14 protein-coding genes are annotated in these 15,147 nt (G+C 74.4%); 9 read left to right on the top strand and 5 right to left on the bottom strand.

What is annotated here, in order from left to right:
- Positions 1 to 44 precede the first annotated feature (44 nt).
- From ACFV6D_RS03935 to ACFV6D_RS03925, 3 genes are all read right to left on the bottom strand, one after another.
- A complete protein-coding gene (locus tag ACFV6D_RS03935; protein ID WP_079136295.1) occupies positions 45 to 872 on the bottom strand; it encodes a sugar phosphate isomerase/epimerase in 828 nt (275 codons plus the stop codon).
- Positions 873 to 1,465: 593 nt separating this feature from the next.
- Positions 1,466 to 2,428: a Ppx/GppA family phosphatase gene (locus ACFV6D_RS03930; protein ID WP_380375902.1), complete on the bottom strand. Its 963-nt coding sequence runs from the start codon at positions 2,426 to 2,428 to the stop codon at positions 1,466 to 1,468.
- Between the two features lie 97 nt (positions 2,429 to 2,525).
- Complete coding sequence (locus ACFV6D_RS03925) at positions 2,526 to 3,377, bottom strand: glycerophosphodiester phosphodiesterase (protein WP_380558228.1); 852 nt, start codon at positions 3,375 to 3,377, stop codon at positions 2,526 to 2,528.
- Between the two features lie 267 nt (positions 3,378 to 3,644).
- On the opposite strand from ACFV6D_RS03925, the gene ACFV6D_RS03920 reads away from it, so the two are divergent.
- Positions 3,645 to 4,481, top strand: coding sequence for a hypothetical protein (locus ACFV6D_RS03920; RefSeq protein WP_063348837.1), 837 nt, complete (start codon positions 3,645 to 3,647; stop codon positions 4,479 to 4,481).
- A 66-nt stretch (positions 4,482 to 4,547) separates the two neighbouring features.
- Here ACFV6D_RS03920 and ACFV6D_RS03915 read toward each other — a convergent pair whose 3' ends face one another.
- A complete protein-coding gene (locus tag ACFV6D_RS03915) occupies positions 4,548 to 5,717 on the bottom strand; it encodes an NADH-quinone oxidoreductase subunit D (RefSeq protein WP_380426389.1) in 1,170 nt (389 codons plus the stop codon).
- Positions 5,714 to 6,730 (bottom strand): SAM-dependent methyltransferase, encoded by a 1,017-nt coding sequence (locus ACFV6D_RS03910; RefSeq protein WP_380558225.1) that lies wholly within the window; start codon positions 6,728 to 6,730, stop codon positions 5,714 to 5,716. Before ACFV6D_RS03910 ends, ACFV6D_RS03915 begins: the two co-directional genes overlap by 4 nt.
- Before the next feature lie 128 nt (positions 6,731 to 6,858).
- Here ACFV6D_RS03910 and ACFV6D_RS03905 point away from each other — a divergent pair, with 128 nt between their 5' ends.
- From ACFV6D_RS03905 to ACFV6D_RS03870, 8 genes are all read left to right on the top strand, one after another.
- Positions 6,859 to 8,085, top strand: coding sequence for a sensor histidine kinase (locus ACFV6D_RS03905; protein WP_380375895.1), 1,227 nt, complete (start codon positions 6,859 to 6,861; stop codon positions 8,083 to 8,085).
- 37 nt (positions 8,086 to 8,122) lie between these two features.
- A complete protein-coding gene (locus ACFV6D_RS03900) occupies positions 8,123 to 8,812 on the top strand; it encodes a response regulator transcription factor (protein ID WP_063348833.1) in 690 nt (229 codons plus the stop codon).
- Positions 8,813 to 9,070: 258 nt separating this feature from the next.
- Entirely contained in the window at positions 9,071 to 9,934 is an 864-nt protein-coding gene (locus tag ACFV6D_RS03895) for a Rossmann-like and DUF2520 domain-containing protein (RefSeq protein WP_380558358.1), read from the top strand.
- Between the two features lie 150 nt (positions 9,935 to 10,084).
- Positions 10,085 to 10,990: a pantoate--beta-alanine ligase gene (gene panC, locus ACFV6D_RS03890; protein ID WP_380558222.1), complete on the top strand. Its 906-nt coding sequence runs from the start codon at positions 10,085 to 10,087 to the stop codon at positions 10,988 to 10,990.
- Between the two features lie 103 nt (positions 10,991 to 11,093).
- On the top strand, positions 11,094 to 11,543 hold the full coding sequence (gene panD / locus ACFV6D_RS03885; protein ID WP_380490810.1) for an aspartate 1-decarboxylase: 450 nt from the start codon (positions 11,094 to 11,096) through the stop codon (positions 11,541 to 11,543).
- 16 nt (positions 11,544 to 11,559) lie between these two features.
- A complete protein-coding gene (locus ACFV6D_RS03880; RefSeq protein ID WP_380558219.1) occupies positions 11,560 to 13,233 on the top strand; it encodes an L-aspartate oxidase in 1,674 nt (557 codons plus the stop codon).
- A gap of 4 nt (positions 13,234 to 13,237) precedes the next feature.
- Positions 13,238 to 14,209, top strand: coding sequence for a carboxylating nicotinate-nucleotide diphosphorylase (gene nadC, locus ACFV6D_RS03875; protein WP_063348830.1), 972 nt, complete (start codon positions 13,238 to 13,240; stop codon positions 14,207 to 14,209).
- Between the two features lie 29 nt (positions 14,210 to 14,238).
- Positions 14,239 to 15,024 (top strand): type III pantothenate kinase, encoded by a 786-nt coding sequence (locus ACFV6D_RS03870; RefSeq protein ID WP_063348829.1) that lies wholly within the window; start codon positions 14,239 to 14,241, stop codon positions 15,022 to 15,024.
- The last annotated feature ends 123 nt before the right edge of the window (positions 15,025 to 15,147 follow it).

Genomic DNA, 15,147 nt, shown 5'->3' with positions numbered 1-15,147 from the left:
CTCCCCCTACCCAAGGAAGTTCGCACCCAGCCGGGCGCGGTTCCTCAGCGTACGCGCGAGGGGGTGGCCAGGTGCAAGCGGGTGAAGGCGAGCGCCTCGGCCAGGTCGGCCTCGCGTTCGGCGGGGGACGCGGAGCGGCGGGTGTTGACCTCCAGCACCACGTGGCCGTCGAAACCGGTACGGGCCAGGTGCTCCAGCAGTTCGGCACAGGGCTGCTTGCCGCGGCCCGGGATCAGGTGTTCGTCCTTGCCGGAGCCGCTGCCGTCGGCGAGGTGGATGTGGGCGAGCCGGTCGCCCATCCGCTCGACCATGGCGAACGCGTCGATCCGGGAGGTGGCGACGTGCGAGAGGTCGATGGTGAAGTGCCGGTACTCCTCGTCGGTGACGTCCCAGCCCGGCGCGTAGGCCAGCACCTCGCGGTCGCGGTAGCGCCACGGGTACATGTTCTCCACCGCGAAGCGGACGTCGGTCTCGCCCGCCATCCGGTTGATGCCCGTCACGAAGTCCCGGGCGTACTGGCGCTGCCAGCGGAACGGCGGGTGGACCACGACGGCGCTCGCGCCGAGCTTCTCGGCCGCCGCCCGGGCCCGGACCAGCTTGGTCCACGGGTCGGTGGTCCACACCCGCTGGGTGATCAGCAGGCAGGGCGCGTGCACGGCCAGGATCGGCAGCTGGTGGGCGTCGGAGAGGCGGCGCAGGGCGTCGATGTCCTGGCTGACCGGGTCGTTCCAGACCATCACCTCGACCCCGTCGTAGCCGAGCTTGGCGGCCAGCTCGAAGGCGACGGCGGTGCCCGCCGGGTACACCGACGCGGTGGACAGGACCACCTTGGTGTCGGGGATGTGCAGGGCCGGGTGCGAGGGCAGCACCAGCCGGTCGGTGGTGCGCAGCAGCGGCGGGCGGGCGGCGTCGCGCCGGGCGGCCTTGACCGAGCGCACCGACTGGACGGCGGCCTTGGCGGCGCCGGCGGCCCGGGCGGTACGGGTCTCCCGGGGGGCTGCCGTCGCGGCGGCCTTCCGCGTCCCGGGCTTCCGCGCGTCGGGCTTCCTCGCTTCGGGCTTCCTCGCTTCGGGCTTCGCCCCGGCAGGCTTCGTCCCGGCGGTCGTCTTCGCCTCGGACGTGTCCCCCGCGGGCGTCTTCGCCTCGGGCGCGGACGGCTGCTCGGCGGCCTTGCGCGCCGCGCTCTTGCGCCCGGTGCGCCGGGCCGCCTCGACGGCCTTCGCGGCCTGCGCCCCGGTGGCACCCTTGACGGCCTTGCCGAGTTTGCGGCGCGGGCCGTCCGGCCGCGGCTGCCCGTCCCCGGGAGCGCGGCCCTCCCGCGTCCCGTCCTCACCCGCTGGTTGCGCCACGGGAGACAGCGTAAGCGGACCGCGCTCCGAACGGGACCGGATCCCCGGCCGGCCCCGGCGGGAGCCGCCGGACGGGCCATGGGGCCCACGGTGTGGAGCCCTGCGGCGCGCGGGCCCTACGGGGTGAGGGCCGGGCGGCGGCGGTCGGCGGCGCCGTCCATGGCGTCCAGGCGGCGCAGGATGATGCCCTCGCGCAGCGCCCACGGGCAGACGTCCAGCTCGTCGAGGCCGAACAGGTCCATCGCGGCGTCCGCGACCAGTGCCCCGGCCAGCAGCTGCTTGGCGCGGCCCTCGGAGACGCCGGGGATCCGCGCCCGTTCCTCGACGGTCATCGAGGACAGTCGCGGCAGCCAGGCGGACAGCCCGCTGCGGGTGAGCCGGCGGTCGGCGTACGGGCCGGCGTCGGCGGGGGCGGCGCCGGTCATCCGGGCCAGCTGCTTGAAGGTCTTGGAGGTGGCGACGGCGTGCTGCGGCGCGCCGAGCCGGGCGACCTCGCCCACGACGGTGGCCATCTCGGCCCGGATGTGGCGTCTCAGCCCGCGCAGCCCGTCCGGGTCGGCGATGTCGCCGGGCAGCCAGCGGGCGGTGAGCCGGCCGGCGCCCAGCGGCAGCGAGCAGGCGACGTCGGGCTGCTCGTCCTGACCGCAGGCGATCTCCAGCGAGCCGCCGCCGATGTCCAGGTTGAGCAGTCGGCCCGAGGACCAGCCGAACCAGCGCCGGACGGCCAGGAAGGTGAGCCGGGCCTCGTCCTGCCCGGACAGCACCCGCAGCTCCACCCCGGTCTCCGTGGCGACCCGGCGCAGCACCTCCTCGCCGTTGGCGGCCTCCCGGACGGCGGAGGTGGCGAACGGCAGGATGTCGACGACGCCCTTGTCCTCCGCGACCCGCAGCGACGAGGCGATGTGGCCGACCAGCCGCTCGACGCCTGCCTCGCTTATCGCGCCGTCGTCGTCGAGCAGTTCGGCCAGCCGCAGCTCGGCCTTGTGCGAGTACGCGGGCAGCGGGGCGGCACCCGGATGGGCGTCCACCACGAGGAAGTGGACGGTGTTGGAACCTACGTCGAGTACACCGAGTCGCATAACTCTCCACGCTACGCGATCCGGCCCCGGGCGAAACCGGTCTCGACCGTCTTCACACTGGTCCCGCCCGTACCCCGCCTCCGGCGACCGGACGCCCTCAGTGGCCGCGCGGTCCGGCCCGGCGCTCGGGGCGGCAGTTGGTGTCCACCCAGCGGCGGGCCGGGCCCGGGGTGTCGGTGATCAGGCCGTCGGCGTCCCGGGCCGACATCAGCTGCCAGGACTCCTCGTCGTCGAGCGTCCAGACGTACACCTCGCGGCCCGCCTTGCGCTCGGCGGCGATCCGGGAGGCGCTGGCCAGCGCCGCGTCCAGGGCGATGCCGCGCAGCGGCAGGTCGCCCGGGTCCTCGGCGATCGCGGAGCCCTGGATCAGCACGACCGGCAGGGCGGGCGCGGCGGCGTGGGCCTGGCGCAGGTGCTCCGCCGAGAACGAGTAGAGGACGACCCGGGCACCGCTGGCGGCGGCGATCCGGGCGATCCGGGTGACGTCCTCGGCGCGCTGCCACTTGATCTCCATCAGCAGGGTGGCGTTGCTGTCGGAGAGGCGCTTGAGCAGTTCCTGGAGGGTGGGGACGGGCTCGGTGGGGCCGGGGCCGACGGTCACTCCCAGGGCGGCGATCTGGGCGGCGGTGAGGTCGGCGACGGCGCCCTTGCCGTTGGTGGTGCGGTCCACCGTGGGGTCGTGCATCAGCACCGGGACGCCGTCCCTGGTGGTCTGGACGTCGGTCTCCAGCCAGTCGGCGCCCTGGTCGAGGGCGGTTTCGAAGGAGGCCATGGTGTTCTCGGGGGCGTTGCGCGGGGCACCCCGGTGACCGATCACCACCGGGGCGTCGCACAGCGGAGCGGCGGCGGCCGTCCGGGCCCGCAGCGCGGGCGCGGAGGCGCACCCGGCGGCCAGGACCGCGAGGGCGGCGAGGACGGCCGTGTGGGCGGCGCGGGGCGAGGCGGTCACGGCTCGGTGCTCCAGTGGTGATCCGGGGTGTTCCAGGGCATCCAATACGGGTCGACGCGAGATCATCAAACTGATCTGACAACCCGACAGCGCCGCCTGGTTCCCTCCAGCCTGCGGTCGGCCGGCCCTCGCCGACGCCACGGCGCACCCCGGATCACCCGGACGGGTCCCGGCCGGCCGGCCCGAAGGCTCTACCCTTGCCGGGTGGCACCAGCAGAAACGTCCAAGAAGAAGTCCAAGGCCTCCCCCGCCCCCGTCGACCTGGCGATGCCGACCCTGCGCGGCGAGAGCCCGCTCGGCGGGATCCCCCGTGACGAGGTCCCGCTCGACTTCCCGCGCGCCTGGGTCGAGTTCGCCGACCCCGACGACGAGGAGCAGGTGTTCCGCTGTGACCTCACCTGGCTGACCTCCCGCTGGGGTTGCGTCTTCGGCCAGGGCTGCCACGGCATCCGCGAGGGCCGCGGCGAGTCGGACGGCTGCTGCACGCTGGGCGCGCACTACTCGGACGAGGACGACGAGAAGCGCGTCCTCGGCCACGCGGCGCGGCTGACGCCCGAGCTGTGGGAGAACTTCGCGCACGGCACCGACGCCGCGGGCCGGATCACGTCCGACGGCGGCATCACCATGCTCGACGAGGACGGCGACCGCCAGACCCGCCGGGTCGGCGGGGCGTGCATCTTCGTGAACAGCCCCGGCTTCGCGGGCGGCGCCGGCTGCGCGCTGCACGCGCTGGCGCTCAAGGAGGGCCGGGAGCCGCTGGAGACGAAGCCGGACGTCTGCTGGCAGCTGCCGGTCCGCCGCACCTACGACTGGATCGACCGGCCGGACGACACCCGCTACCTCCAGGTCTCGATCGGCGAGTACGACCGCCGCGGCTGGGGCCCGGGCGGCCACGACCTGCACTGGTGGTGCACCGGCAGCCCGGCGGCGCACCAGGGGCCGGACCCGGTGTACGTCAGCTACCGCCCCGAGCTGACCGAGCTGATGGGCAAGGCGGCGTACGACGTGCTGGCCGGCCTGTGCGCGGAGCGGATCGCCACCAAGGGCGACCGCAAGGTGGCCCCGCACCCGGCCGACCCGGCCAAGCGGCCGAAGAAGGGCTGAGCCCGGGAAGCACCGGGCCCGAAAAGCACGGGACCTGCGCAGGCCCGGCCCGCGAAGGGCCGGGCCCTACTTGTCGATGTCCCCGACGACGAAGAACATCGACCCGAGGATCGCCACCATGTCCGCGACCAGCGTCCCGGGCAGCAGCTCGGTCAGCGCCTGGACGTTGTTGAAGGACGCCGAGCGCAGCTTGAGCCGCCACGGCGTCTTGTCGCCGCGCGAGACCAGGTAGTAGCCGTTGATGCCGAGCGGGTTCTCGGTCCAGGAGTAGGTGCTGCCCTCGGGGGCCTTGAGCACCTTGGGCAGCCGCTGGTTGACCGGGCCGGGCGGCAGGGTGGCGATCTTGTCGAGGCAGGCGACGGCGAGGTCCAGCGAGTTGAGGGTCTGCTCCAGCAGGCACTCGAACCGGGCCAGGCAGTCGCCCTCCTCGCGGGTGACCACGGTGAGCACCTCCCGCAGCTCGTCGGAGTCGTACGCGAGGTAGGGCTCGTCGCGGCGCAGGTCGAGGTCGAGGCCGCTGGCGCGGGCGATCGGGCCGCTGACGCCGTACGCCTGGGCCTGGGCCCGGGTGAGGATGCCGACGCCGGCGGTGCGGGCGCGGAAGATCTCGTTGCCGAGGACGAGGTCCTCGAAGACCGGCAGCTGGGAGCGGACGGTGGCGACGGCGGTGCGGACGCGGCCGAGCCAGCCGGCCGGGAGGTCCTCCTTGAGGCCGCCGACCCGGTTGAACATGTAGTGCATGCGCCCGCCGGAGGCCTCCTCCAGGACGTGCTGGAGGTCCTCGCGGCCGGTGAAGGCATGGAAGATCGGGGTGATGCCGCCGAGTTCCAGCGGGTAGGAGCCGAGGAACATCAGGTGGTTGAGCACCCGGTTGAGTTCGGCGAGCAGGGTGCGGATCCACACCGCCCGCTCGGGGACCTCCATGCCGAGCATCCGCTCGACGCCGAGGACGACGCCGAGCTCGTTGCCGAAGGCGGAGAGCCAGTCGTGCCGGTTGGCCAGCATGATGATCTGCCGGTAGTCGCGGGCCTCGAACAGTTTCTCCGCGCCCCGGTGCATGTAGCCGATCACCGGCTCGGCGGTGATGATCCGCTCGCCGTCGAGCACCAGCCGCAGCCGCAGCACGCCGTGCGTGGCGGGGTGCTGCGGGCCGATGTTGAGCACCATGTCGGTGGTGCCCGCCTCGCCGGTGAAGTTCTCGGCTCCCGCCCCGATGCCGACCGTGGTCTCCCTCATGGGGTCAGAGTCTGCCACCCCGGCAGGGCGGCCAGGGCCTCCGGTACCGGCATGCGGACGGCCTGGGCGAGCCAGCCGAACGCGCCGAGCCCGGCCGGGTCGGTCAGTTCGGCGCCCTCGCCGGCCCCGCCGAGCGCCCGCAGGTAGCCGACCGGGTCGCTGGAGGCGAGCGCGAGCGGCGGCCGGGCACCGCTCACGCCGAGGGCGCGCAGGGCGTCCCGCTGGGTTGTCCACAGGCTGTGGAGACCAGGTGCGGCGACGGAGTCCAGAGCGACGTGCGCGGTGACGTCGCAGGAGCCGTCCGGCACCGGCGCCACCTCGCGGCCGCCCCGGAAGCCGGTCAGGGTGCCGAACAGCGGGCGCCGGTCGGCGGTGTGCCCGTAGTCGACGGCGACGGCCAGGCCGCGCTCCAGCCCGGCGACGGCCCGCGCCCAGGCGGCGTCCCGGGTGCCGCCGAACTCCACGGAGTCCCCGGGGTGCCCGGCCGGCCACCAGCGCTCGGCCCAGGCCGCGTCGGCCGCCGAGGCGGGCCCGCCGAGCCGCTCCCCGCCGGTCGCGGTGTCCACCTCCCGGTAGCGCAGCACCCCGCCGTCGTCGACCTCGCCGACGTCCAGCGGCACGTTGTCCAGCCATTCGTTGGCGAACAGCAGCCCGGTGACGCCGCGCGGCACCTCGTCCGTCCACAGGGCTGTGGACGGCAGGCCCGCCGGGCGCCGCGCGATCTCCACGCCGTACGGGCGCAGCCGCGCCAGCACCTCGCCGGGCAGTTCGGCCAGCACCCCGGTGAGCAGTTCACCGCGCCCGGCCCCGACGTCGACGAGGGCCAGCTCCTCCGGACGGCCTAGGGCGGCGTCAACCTCCAGCAGCAGCCGGGCCACCGCGCGGGCGAACCGCGGCGAGGCGTGCACCGAGGTGCGGAAGTGCCCGGCCGGACCCTCCGACCTGCGGTAGAAGCCGCCGTCCGGGTCGTACAGGGCCTGCTCCATGGCGGGCGCCCACCGCATCCAAGTCATAGCGCGGGACGCTACCCGCAGCCGGGCGCGCCCTCCCCACCGGTACGGTGCGTCTCCGACCTACGGAGTAGGACGGATCGCCCTACCGGCGGACCTGAACACGCCAGGTGACTGCCTAGGCTGGAGACGTGCATCGACTCAACGCCTGGCTCCGCCGTCACCCCGTGGTGGTCGACGCCGCCTGGGCTGCGATGGTGCTCTTCGTCGGCCTGCTGCCGAACGACAGTTTCAGCGACGGCTGGCGCTTCGACGCACAGATCCTGATCGCGGTGCTGCTGCCCGCGCTGATGGTCTTCCGCCGACGCTTCCCCGACGTCACCGTGGCGGCCGCCACCGGCCTCGGCCTCGGCCAGGTGGCCGCCGACGTCCTCCCGGCCGCCTCCTCCCTCGCCTACCTGGTGTTCGCGTACACCGGCGCCGCCTTCGGCCAGAAGTGGACGTCCCGGCTGGCACTGGTCGCCGGGCTGGCCGCCGGGCCCCTGGTGTTCTGGCAGCTCCACCCGCTGAAGACGGTCGCCAACGGCGCCGGGGACTACCACACCCGCCCGTACTCCTTCGGCGAGGCGGCGCTGATCACGCTGCTGATGAGCACCCCGTTCATCCTGTGCTGGGCATGGGGCCGACTGACCAGGGTGCGCCGCGCCTACCTGACCGAGCTGGAGGACCGCGCCGCCCGGCTGGAGCGCGAGCGGGACGCCCAGTCCAAGGTGGCGGTGGCCGCCGAGCGCGCCCGGATCGCCCGCGAGCTGCACGACGTGGTCGCACACAACGTCTCGGTGATGATCGTCCAGGCCGACGGCGCCGCGTACGTGCTCGACAACTCGCCGCAGCAGGCGAAGGAGGCGCTCGGCACGATCGCGTCCACCGGCCGGCAGGCGCTGGTCGAGATGCGCCGCCTGCTGGGCGTGCTGCGCACCGCCGACACCGCCGAGGAGTACGTGCCGCAGCCGGGCGTCGAGGAGCTGCCGGAACTGCTGGAGCAGGTCCGCACGGCCGGGCTGCAGGTGGACTACGCGACCTCCGGGCATCCGCGCGAGCTGCCGCGCGGCGTCGAGCTGACGGTCTACCGGATCGTCCAGGAGGCGCTGACCAACGTCCGCAAGCACGGCGGCCCCGACGTGCACGCCCGGGTCGCGGTCGACTTCGGCGAGCGCGAGCTGGCCGTCCTGGTCGAGGACGACGGCCGCGGCAGCACCGACGAGCAACTGGCCGTCGGCGGCACGGACGGCCTCGGCCACGGCCTGATCGGCATGCGCGAGCGGGTCGGCATGGTCAGCGGCAGCCTCGACGTGGGCCCCCGCCCCGGCGGCGGCTTCCGGATCCGCGCCATCCTGCCGCTCAAGGCGGCCCACTAACCCCCCGGTCCCCCCGACGCCCCCTGAAGGAGCCACCTTGACCATCCGCGTGATGCTCGTCGACGACCAGGAACTGCTGCGCACCGGCTTCCGGATGATCCTGCAGTCGCAGGGCGACATCGAGATCGTCGCCGAGGCCGGCGACGGCGCCCGGGCCCTGGAGGAGCTGCGGCACACCCAGGTGGACGTGATCCTGATGGACGTGCGGATGCCGCGCCTGGACGGGGTGCAGACCACCCGCCGGATCTGCCTGGCCGAGGACGGCAGCCCCGTACCCAACGCCCCGCACGTGCTCATCCTGACCACCTTCGACCTGGACGAGTACGCCTTCGCCGCACTCAAGGCCGGCGCCAGCGGCTTCCTGCTCAAGGACGTCCCGCCGACCGAGCTGGTGGCCGCGATCCGCGCGGTGCACGGCGGGGACGCGGTGGTCGCGCCGACCACCACCCGCCGCATGATCGACCGCTTCGCCGAGGTGCTGCCGACCCCGCAGAGCGCGCCCGGCTCGGACGCCCTCGGGCCGCTGACCGAGCGGGAGCGGGAGGTGTTCCTGCTGGTCGCCCAGGGGCTGTCGAACGGCGAGATCGCGGCCCGGCTGGTGCTCTCCGAGGCCACCGTGAAGACCCACGTCGGCCGGATCCTGGCCAAGCTCGGCCTGCGCGACCGGGTCCAGGCCGTGGTGCTCGCCTACGAGGCCGGGCTGATCCGGGCCGGGGCGACGGACTGAGCGGCCCCGGGCACCCCGGGCGTCCCGTGGAGCACCCCGTGGAGGACCGGCTGAGCGCCCGTAGAATGGGCCGGTACGTCCGGTACCCGAAGAGGACCGGAACGAGGAGCTAAGGACGAGGGCCGGGCCGTGAACACGTCCGACAGTGCCGACCACGCCGCCGACGGCGGGTTCGCCCCGCTCGCCGACGGCTTCGGCGATCCGAGCCACCCGAACTACCCCGACGACCCGACCGACCCCGGCAACCGCCCGGCCCGGCTGGCCGTCGGCGTGGTCGGCACCGGCCGGGTCGGCCCGGCACTGGGCGCCGCCCTGCAGCTCGCCGGGCACACCGTGGTCGCCGCCTCCGGGGTGTCCGCCACCTCCCGCCGCCGCGCCGAGGCACTGCTGCCGGGGGTGCGGATCGTCACCCCGCCGCAGGTGCTGGCCGCCGCCGACCTGGTGCTGCTCACCGTGCCGGACGACACGCTGGCCGACCTGGTGGCCGGCCTCGCCGCGACCGGCGCCGTCCGCCCCGGGCAGCTGCTGGTGCACACCTCCGGCGCGCACGGCGTCGGCATCCTGGAGCCCGCCACCCGGGCCGGGGCGCTGCCGCTGGCGCTGCACCCGGCGATGACCTTCACCGGCACCTCCGTCGACCTGGACCGGCTGGCCGGCTGCCCGTTCGGGGTGACCGCCCCCGAGGAACTGCGGCCGGTCGCCGAGGCGCTGGTGGTGGAGATGGGCGGCGAGCCGGAGTGGGTGCCGGAGCAGGTCCGCCCGCTCTACCACACGGCCCTCGCGCACGGCGCGAACCACCTGGTCACCCTGGTCGCGCAGGCGATGGATCTGCTGCGCACGGCCGGCGTCGCCGAGCCCGGCCGGCTGCTCGGCCCGCTGCTCGGCGCCGCCCTGGACAACAGCCTGCGCTCCGGCGACGCGGCCCTCACCGGCCCGGTCGCCCGGGGCGACGCGGGCACCGTGCGGCGCCACCTGGCGCAGCTCAGTACGGTGTCCCCGGACATCCCGGCGGCCTACCGCGCGATGGCCCGCGCCACCGCGCAGCGGGCGGTGGCGAACGGAACCCTCGCGACCGACTCTGCGGCCGCTGTGCTGGATGCTCTCAACGAGGAGAATCGCTAGTGACTCCTCCCCGGCCTGAGCCGGGGCTTCTCACTCGGTCGCCAGAGCGACCTCATGACGGACAAGCCCTGCCCGGTGCGTTACTGCACGGGACGGAGCGTAACAAGGCGGCGGAACCTCGCGCAGCCGAATGAGCGAAGGAGTGCAGGAATGGCGGGCAAAGCCCAGCGAAACAAGCCCCAGCGGGCACCGAAGGTCCACCGGGCCGTCGTCACCCGCACCGTGGACGACTTCGAGGCCGCGTTCTGGCCGGACGAGCGCCCGGTCGACAACGCCGTCGTGATGACCATGGGCGCGCTGCACGAGGGCCACGCCGCGCTGATCCGGGCCGCCCGCAAGCAGGTCGGCCAGGAGGGCCGGGTCGCGGTGACGGTCTTCGTCAACCCGCTGCAGTTCGGCCCGGCCGAGGACCTGGAGCGCTACCCGCGCAGCCTGGACGAGGACGTGAAGCTGGCCGAGGAGAACGGCGCCGACGTGGTGTTCGCGCCCTCCGTCGACGAGGTGTACCCGAACGGCCGGCCGCAGGTGCGCCTGTCGGCCGGCCCGATGGGCGAGCGCTTCGAGGGCGCCACCCGCCCCGGCCACTTCGACGGCGTGCTGACCGTCGTCGCCAAGCTGCTGCACATCACCGACCCGGACTTCGCGTTCTTCGGCGAGAAGGACGCGCAGCAGCTCGCGATCATCCAGCGGATGGTCGCCGACCTGGACTTCGACGTCGAGGTGGTCGGGGTGCCGACCGCCCGCGAGGAGGACGGGCTGGCGCGCTCCTCGCGCAACCGCTACCTCTCCGCCGACGAGCGCGAGCAGGCCCTCGCCCTCTCCAAGGCGCTGTTCGCCGGCCGGGACGCCGCCGCCCAGGGCCCGAAGGCCGTCCGCGAGGCCGCCTCGGCGGTCCTGGACGCGGCCGAGGGCATCAACCTCGACTACCTCGCCCTGGTCGACCCGCACGACTTCAGCGAAGCGGCGGACGACTTCCAGGGCGCGGCGGTGCTGGCCGTCGCCGCGACGGTGGGTTCCACCCGCCTGATCGACAACGTCCACGTCATCTGCCGCTAGGTCCTGTCCGGCCGGACAGGACCTGGGCAGCCGGCCACCCGGCACGGAACCGTTCGGTAAGAGCTCCCCTTTAGGCATGCACTCACAGGAGGCGTGACCCGCAATGCTCCGCACCATGCTCAAGTCCAAGATCCACCGGGCCACCGTGACCCAGGCCGACCTGCACTACGTCGGCTCCGTCACGGTGGACGAGGACCTGCTCGACGCCGCCGACCTGCTCCCCGGCGAGCTGGTCCACATCGTCGACATCAACAACGGCGCCCGGCTGGAGACCTACACCATCGCCGGCCCGCGCGGCTCCGGCGTGATCGGCATCAACGGCGCCGCCGCCCGCCTGGTCCACCCCGGCGACCTGGTCATACTCATCGCCTACGGGCAGATGGACACGGCCGAGGCCAAGAGCTACGCACCGAGCATCGTCTTCGTGGACGAGCGGAACCGGATCACCGGCCTGGGCGGCGGCCCCGCCGAGGCCCCGGAGGGCACCGGACTGCTCCGCGGCGACGAGGCGTACGGTGACGGCAACGGCGCGGCCCCGACCGCCGCGCGCTGAAGGAGCCACTGACGCCATGTCCGCCACGCACCGCCTCACCGCCCCGGCCCCCGGCTGGACCGCCACCACCGACGTGGTCGTGGTCGGCTCCGGGGTGGCCGGCCTCACCGTCGCCCTCAACGCCCGCAAGGCCGGTCTGCGGACCATGGTGGTCACCAAGGCGATGCTGGACGACGGCTCCACCCGCTGGGCCCAGGGCGGCATCGCGGCCGCCCTGGGCGAGGGCGACACCCCCGCGCAGCACCTGGACGACACCCTGGTGGCCGGCGCCGGGATCTGTGACGAGGAGGCCGTGCGCACCCTGGTCACCGAGGGCCCGGACGCCGTCCGCCGGCTGATCGCCGTCGGCGCCGCCTTCGACCGCGGCACCGACGGCGAGATCCTGCTCACCCGCGAGGGCGGCCACCACCGCCGCCGGATCGCGCACGCCGGCGGGGACGCCACCGGCGCCGAGATATCGCGAGCCCTGGTGGAAGCCGTCCGCAGCGACCCCGGCGTCGAGCTGATCGAGCACGCCCTCGTCCTCGACCTGCTCACCGACGCCGACGGGCACGCCGCCGGCCTCACCCTGCACGTGATGGGCGAGGGCCAGCGCGACGGCGTCGGCGCCGTCCGGGCCCGCGCGGTGGTGCTCGCCACCGGCGGCATGGGCCAGGTCTTCTCCGCCACCACCAACCCGGCGGTCTCCACCGGCGACGGCGTGGCGCTCGCCCTGCGGGCCGGCGCCGCCGTCACCGACCTGGAGTTCGTCCAGTTCCACCCGACCGTGCTCTGGCTCGGCCCGGAGGCCGAGGGCCAGCAGCCGCTGGTCTCCGAGGCGGTCCGCGGCGAGGGCGCCCACCTGGTGGACGCGCACGGCACCCGCTTCATGCTCGGGCAGCACGAGCTGGCCGAACTGGCCCCGCGCGACATCGTCGCCAAGGCGATCACCCGGCGCATGCAGGAGCAGGGCGCCGAGCACATGTACCTGGACGGGCGGCACTTCGGCGCCGAGATGTGGGAGCAGCGCTTCCCGACCATCCTCGCCTCCTGCCGCGCGCACGGCATCGACCCGGTCACCGAGCCGATCCCGGTCGCCCCGGCCGCGCACTACGCCTCCGGCGGCATCCGCACCGACCGGCACGGCCGCACCAGCGTCCCCGGCCTGTACGCCTGCGGCGAGGTCGCCTGCACCGGGGTGCACGGCGCCAACCGGCTGGCCTCCAACTCGCTGCTGGAGGGCCTGGTCTTCGCCGAGCGGATCGCCGCCGACCTCGCCGACCGGCACCACCGCGACGAACTGCCCGAGCGCGCCGTGGACGTCGCCGCCGCCCGCGCCGCACGGCCGGTGCCGCTGCCCGCCCCCGAGTCGCGCGCCGAGATCCAGCGGCTGATGTCGCGCGGCGCCGGCGTGCTGCGCTCGGCCGCCTCGATGGCCGGCGCCGCCGCCGGGCTGGCCCTGCTCGCCGAGCAGGCCCACGCGCACGTCGCCGAGGAGAAGCCCGCCGACCCGCGGGTGGAGACCTGGGAGGCCGCCAACCTGCTGCTGGTCTCCACCGCGCTGGTCGCGGCCGCCGCGCAGCGCGAGGAGACCCGCGGCTGCCACTGGCGCGAGGACTTCCCCGAGCGCGACGACGCCCACTGGCGGCGCCACCTGATCACCACCCTCACCGCCTCCGGCGACCCCGTCAGCACCCCTGAGGAGCAGTAGAACCATGACCCACTCCCACGAGGAACTCCCCCTGGCCGACGCCCAGGGCGGCTGCGGCGACGGCTGCGCCTGCGGGGACGGCGAGGGCTACGAGACCGGCCTGGACCCGCAGTTGGCCGAGCTGCTGGAGCAGGCCGGACTGGACCCGATCGAGGTCGAGGACATCGCCACCCTGGCGCTGGCCGAGGACCTGGCCGGCGGCGAGGACGTCACCTCGGTGGCCACCGTGCCCGCCGAGGCCGTCGCCACCGCCGACTTCACCGCCCGCCAGGCCGGTGTGGTGGCCGGCCTGCGGATCGCCGAGGCGGTTGTCTCGCTGATCTGCGAGGAGGAGTTCGAGGTCGAGCGGCACGTCCAGGACGGCGACCGGGTCGAGGCCGGCCAGGTGCTGCTGTCGGTCCGCTCCCGCACCCGCGACCTGCTCACCGCCGAGCGCAGCGCGCTCAACCTGCTCTGCCACCTGTCCGGCATCGCCACCGCGACCCGCGCCTGGGCCGACGCCCTGGAGGGCACCGGCGCCGTCGTCCGGGACACCCGCAAGACGACCCCGGGCCTGCGCGCGCTGGAGAAGTTCGCGGTGCGCTGCGGCGGCGGCGCCAACCACCGGATGGCCCTGTCCGACGCCGCCCTGGTCAAGGACAACCACGTGGTCGCGGCCGGCGGCGTCGCCGAGGCCTTCCGGGCCGTCAAGGCCGCCTACCCCGACCTGCCGGTCGAGATCGAGGTCGACACCCTGGAGCAGATCCCGCCGGTGCTGGCGGCCGGGGCCGACCTGATCCTGCTGGACAACTTCACCGTCCCGCAGCTGAAGGAGGCCGTCGAGCTGGTGGCCGGCCGGGCGAAGCTGGAGGCCTCCGGCGGCCTGACCCTGGCCACCGCGCGCGAGGTCGCCCAGACTGGTGTCGACTACCTGGCGGTGGGCGCGCTCACCCACTCCTCGCCGATCCTGGACATCGGCCTCGACCTGCGCGCCTGACCCTCGTCCCGACTCGCAGAAAGCGCCCCATGCTCCTCACCATCGACGTCGGCAACACCCAGACCACGCTCGGCCTGTTCGACGGCGAGGACGTGGTGGAACATTGGCGGATCTCGACCGATTCGCGCCGCACGGCCGATGAACTGGCAGTGCTGCTACAGGGGTTGATGGGCAACCACACCGCGGTCCGGGAGGCCGCGGTGGAGGGCCTGGCGATCTGCTCGTCCGTTCCCGCCGTGCTCCACGAGCTGCGCGAGGTGACCCGCCGCTACTACGGCGACGTCCCCGCGGTGATCGTGGAGCCCGGCGTGAAGACCGGGGTGCACGTCCTGATGGACAACCCCAAGGAGGTCGGCGCCGACCGGATCGTCAACGCCCTGGCCGCCAACCACCTGTACGGCGGCCCGTGCATCGTGGTCGACTTCGGCACCGCCACCACCTTCGACGCCGTCAACGCCCGCGGCGACTACGTGGGCGGCGCGATCGCCCCCGGCATCGAGATCTCGGTCGAGGCGCTCGGCCTCCGCGGCGCCCAACTGCGCAAGATCGAGCTGGCCAAGCCCCGCAACGTGATCGGCAAGAACACCGTCGAGGGCATGCAGTCCGGCATCCTGTACGGCTTCGCGGGCCAGGTCGACGGCCTGGTCGACCGGATGGCCAAGGAGCTGTCCAAGGACCCGGACGACGTCCAGGTGATCGCCACCGGCGGGCTGGCCCCCCTGGTCCTCGGCGAGGCCTCCACCATCGACGTGCACGAGCCCTGGCTCACCCTGATCGGCCTGCGCCTGGTCTTCGAGCGCAACCGCCCGGCCTGACCGGCCCCCAGGGCCCACCGTCGGGGGGGGCCCCCCCCCCCCCCCGCGCCCCCGCACCGCCCCCCCCCCCCCCCCCCCCCCCCCCCGCCCCCCCCCCGCCCGCGGGGGGCGGGGCGCGCGCGC

Origin of the sequence: Kitasatospora sp. NPDC059812 (genome assembly GCF_042732075.1) — a bacterium.
In the GTDB taxonomy this organism is placed as follows: Bacteria; Actinomycetota; Actinomycetes; order Streptomycetales; family Streptomycetaceae; genus Kitasatospora.
This window is presented reverse-complemented; position numbering and strand designations above follow the sequence as displayed.